At 34.5% G+C, this 3,783-nt stretch carries 4 protein-coding genes; 1 reads left to right on the top strand and 3 read right to left on the bottom strand.

The window, feature by feature from the left end:
* The coding region (locus GYA49_01415; GenBank protein ID NMC35682.1) for a hypothetical protein at positions 1 to 285 on the top strand (285 nt) is incomplete at its 5' end.
* A gap of 4 nt (positions 286 to 289) precedes the next feature.
* Here GYA49_01415 and GYA49_01410 read toward each other — a convergent pair.
* From GYA49_01410 to GYA49_01400, 3 genes are read right to left on the bottom strand one after another with little or no spacing between them, the layout of a single operon-like run.
* Entirely contained in the window at positions 290 to 1,450 is a 1,161-nt protein-coding gene (locus tag GYA49_01410; protein ID NMC35681.1) for a D-alanine--D-alanine ligase, read from the bottom strand.
* Between the two features lie 15 nt (positions 1,451 to 1,465).
* A complete protein-coding gene (locus GYA49_01405; GenBank protein ID NMC35680.1) occupies positions 1,466 to 2,926 on the bottom strand; it encodes a UDP-N-acetylmuramoyl-tripeptide--D-alanyl-D-alanine ligase in 1,461 nt (486 codons plus the stop codon).
* A 3-nt stretch (positions 2,927 to 2,929) separates the two neighbouring features.
* The gene (locus tag GYA49_01400) at positions 2,930 to 3,679 is read right to left on the bottom strand and encodes an alpha/beta hydrolase (GenBank protein NMC35679.1); all 750 of its coding nucleotides are present in this window, start codon (positions 3,677 to 3,679) and stop codon (positions 2,930 to 2,932) included.
* Positions 3,680 to 3,783: the final 104 nt, after the last annotated feature.

The following is a 3,783-nucleotide window of genomic DNA, read 5'->3' as shown; positions in this document are numbered from 1 at the left end:
TTAGCTTCTTTTGCTTCTGGTAGCCAAGTCGTTTTTGATTACGTTTACCAATCAGAATTGCTTGGTAATAGTAGTAAAGAAAAAGAAATTGTAAAAAATTTGCATGAAGATTGGTTGTGGGGAATTGATAAACATGCAGTGAAAAAATTCCTAGAAAAATTTGGATTTAGAGAAGTTAAAAATTATGATTTTGAAAATCTAGCTGAAATGTATTTTAAAAACCTGCCTAAAGAGATTGAACTTAGATTAAGTGATAATCATGGAATTGTGTGGACTGAGATTTAAAATGCTATTTAATTTGCAATTTGGCTGAGGTGGCTTTTTGTAAAACTGAAGATTCAAAAACTTTTGTGGTTACTTGTTTCTGAGTGTGTTTTTCCTGAGCTAGTTTAATCAAAGTTTCCAGTAGTTCATCTAGCTCTATTCCACTTCTTTGCCACAGGTGATGGTATAAAGTACCAGGTAAGGTATTAATTTCATTGGCAAAAAACTTTTTAGTTTTTTGATTATACAAAAAATCGACACGGGTTGTACCAGCGCATTCAAACAAACTATAAATCAATTTGGCTGTTTCCTGAATTTCTTTAGTTAAAGCGGCTGGTAAGTTGGCTGGAATTTGAATACCAAGAGCAGCTTTGCCCAGCTGAGTGCCGCCTTCTTTTAAATATTTATCTTCATAACTTAAAAGATCTTGGGAAATTGAAGATTCTTGCAGTAACGAAGCTTTAGGATTGTCATTGCCCAAAACTGCACAAGTAATATCCATCAAATTTTCTACACATTCTTCAACCAGCACTTTAGTTTCATAGTGGAGCGCCACTTCAATTGCCTGAATTAACTCATCTTGAGTAGCGACTTTAGTAACTGCAATGGACGAGCCAAGTCGTGCCGGTTTGACGACTAATGGCCAGCTCAGACTTTTTTTACAATCAGCCAAAATTTGTTTTTGATTTTGCTCCCAGTTAGTTTGATAAAAATACATAAACTTAGTGGTAGGAACGCCATGGTACTGGTACAGTTTTTTGGTTAAAACTTTATCAACGCTCAAAGCTGAAGCCGTCACACCACAGCCTACATATGGCACATTAGCTAGTTCAAACAAACCTTGAATAGTACCATCTTCACCATTTTGGCCATGAAACGTGGGAAAAGCTACGTCCAGAGTAATTGATTTACCAAACATGCCTTTTTTGATAAGCTCCAGTTTTTTAGAGGTGGGATTAAAAAATGGCGCATATTGAGTAAAAAATTTGCTATCTAGTTTATCTGGATTTTGAAAGGTTTTAAGGTTACCCAACTTATCATCAACCAGCCATTCTCCTTGTTTGCTGATATAAACCGATATGACTTGATGGCCAAGTTTTTTAAGCCCAGCAATTACTAGCTGGCCAGTAATAATAGAAATATCATGTTCTGGGCTTTGCCCGCCAAAGAAAACGCCAATAGTCATACTGTTGTAATTAAATTAATAATAATTATCCGGCCAATCATTTTGAAACAATACTACATCACCTTTTTTCAAAATGCCACCCAAGCCTTCATGAGCTTGGCTAGCGCTATCAAACCAGATAATCTGATTCTTTTTAAAACCATGTTGCTCCAATCCTTTAGCTATAAAAGGCGTAACGCTATTTTTCACTAAAATTACTAAATCAGCCGTTGTAGCTAGTTTAGCGCCAATATCAAAATGAACTGACTCGGCTTGTTCACCAGTTTCCACTAAGCCAGGAGTAATATATATTTTACGGCGTTTAGCAAATTTAGCTAAAAGTTTAATGGCTTCAGCTGCGCCCTCAGAATTGCCATTGTAGCTATCATCAATCACGACAATACCATTGGGATTAGCAATTGGTTGCAATCGATGAGGAATGGGTTCGAGTTTAGCTATGGACTTTGCTATTGCTTCAGGTTCAATGCCCAAATCTAAAGCAACTAAAACTGCAGCGCTAATGGTGGCTAGACTGTATTCGCCAAGAAGCTTGGTAGTAAATGCGCCTATCTTTTTTTTACCTTGCCATAGCTCAAAACTCCACTCAAGCTTAGTATCTGAAAATTTGCGATTTTTAATAATCAGTGTAGCTAAGGGATCATTTTTAAAACTGTAAAATTGTACTGAATGTTTACCAATATAACCGGGATAATTATCTTTAACCAGTTGGTTATCAGCATTGAGGATAACCATACCTTCAGGGTTAGTGGTTTCAATCAGCTCAAATTTTGTTGCAATGGTTTTTTGCAAAGAGCCAAAGCGTTCCAAATGAGCTTCATTGATACCTGTTAGTAAAGCAATGTCGGGTGGAGTCAATTTACAAATAGCTCTAATATCTCCTTGATAGTAAGCTCCCATTTCAACGATGAATATTCGGGTATTTTTTGTAATTTGTTTTTGAATTTGAGCAGCAATGCCTAAAGGAGTATTTTTATTATCCACTGTTTTCACGGTATTAAAATTATTACTCAAAATAGTAAATAAAACTTCTTTTAAAGTGGTTTTTCCATAGCTGCCGGTAATACCAATGATAGTAAGTTTGTCAAAGCTTTTTAATTTTAGCTTGGCTTTGGTAATAATGATATATTTAGCTAGTTGATCAAAAGGGGTTAGCAAGAGCACGCTTAAAATCAGAAGATAGACAAATAAAGCTGGTAAAACATAGATAAGCGTTAGAAATAATAAACCTGCCAATAAAGTAATATTAGTCAGTATGTATAAGTTCCAACTGGAGAACAGAATAAAAACTAGATATAAGATAAAACTGAGACTAAAAACAATTCTAAGTTTCCAAGTCCAAACCAGTTCTTGCCTAAAAGGCTCAACACTTTCCAGATCCTGATGCTTAAGGACTTTCCAGAAACGTTTCAAGTCATAGTTCTCCAGTTGTAGGAAATAAAGCTGTTTTTTGAGGTATTGCCAGGGATATAAAACCATATCTTAGTCTATAAAATTTTGTATAAATTGAGCAACTACTTGTGGTTGGTCTAAAAAGCTGTAATGACCTGCATCTTTGACGATTTTAAGATCACTTTTACTTATGCTTTTCCTAAAAATATTAGCATCAGTTGTAGGTGTATCCTGATCATTTTCACCCCAAATAAGCAAAGTTGGCTGTTTGATTAATTGAAGCATTGGTTTCAGATCTTCTTTAATAATAGCTAAATAGCTTTGCCGAAGTTTTGGAGTAGCCAGATAATCATCCCAACCTAATTTTTCATATATTTGTGTGCGCAGCGGTTTCATAAAAGGTAGCGTAAACAAAGGTTTAGCTAGTTTTGAAACTGATTTTAAAACAGTTTTTTTAGCAGTTTTGCTTCTTAAGCCAGAGCTGTCGATAAGAATCAATTTACTAATCAGCTTTGATTTTAAAACTAGTTTAGTAGCTATAGCTCCTCCAAAAGAATGACCTACTAAAATCACGTTTTGTAATTTAAGTTTTTCAATAAATTGTTCAACTATTTTACTATACTCATCTAAGCTAAAAGTTTTACCTTGAGTCTGTGAAGCTCCAAAACCAGGTAAATCCAAAACATAAGTAGAATAATCTTTCAACTCTTTAAGAAGCGACAACCAATTTTCTTTATTGCTCCGCCAACCATGTAAAAAAACTAACACCGGTTTTTTAAAACCATTTTGTTCAAAATAACTAATCAGTAGATTATTAATAATAATTTGTTTGTTTTTCATATCTCCAGTTCGGCCACTAGTGGTAAATGATCAGAAATATCAACTTGCAGACAATAATGATCAAGTACCTTAATTGTAGGGCTTACAAAGATCATATCAACAAC

The organism is Candidatus Beckwithbacteria bacterium (assembly GCA_012797845.1).
GTDB lineage: Bacteria > Patescibacteriota > Microgenomatia > UBA1400 > UBA1449 > JAAZOH01.
Note: the sequence above shows the minus strand (reverse complement) of the source record. Positions and strands in the feature narration are given on the sequence as shown.

Coding starts and splice junctions, on each gene's coding strand:
- GYA49_01410 (NMC35681.1), bottom strand. CDS start 1,450: ATGACTATTGGCGTTTTCTTTGGCGGGCAAAGCCCAGAACATGATATT.
- GYA49_01405 (NMC35680.1), bottom strand. CDS start 2,926: ATGGTTTTATATCCCTGGCAATACCTCAAAAAACAGCTTTATTTCCTA.
- GYA49_01400 (NMC35679.1), bottom strand. CDS start 3,679: ATGAAAAACAAACAAATTATTATTAATAATCTACTGATTAGTTATTTT.